1 protein-coding gene is annotated in these 319 nt (G+C 40.8%); it reads left to right on the top strand.

The features are described 5' to 3' along the window. On the top strand, window positions 1–319 hold a 319-nt coding region (locus SAZ04_RS23750), incomplete at both ends, for a sulfatase-like hydrolase/transferase (RefSeq protein ID WP_332699605.1).

Below are 319 nucleotides of genomic sequence, written 5' to 3' on the forward strand. Positions count from 1 at the left end.
CAACCCCAAAAAATAAAAGACCCAATTTCCTTGTTATCCTTGTTGATGAGGAGCGTTTTCCAACAGCTTATGAAAATGAAGATCTAAAAGAATGGCGTAAAAATCATTTGAAGACACGGGAGCTTCTACGAGGAAACGGGATGACTTTCTTAAATCATTATATTGGAAGTACAGCTTGTTCACCTAGTAGAACAACGCTTTACACAGGCCAGTACCCTTCCCTTCACGGGGTCACTCAAACAACAGGTGCAGCAAAAGGAGGTTTTGATCCAGATGTATACTGGCTTGATCACAATACAGTCCCTACTTTAGGTGATTA

It is taken from the genome of Halalkalibacter lacteus (genome assembly GCF_036663595.1).
Taxonomy (GTDB): domain Bacteria; phylum Bacillota; class Bacilli; order Bacillales; family Bacillaceae_D; genus Halalkalibacter; species Halalkalibacter lacteus.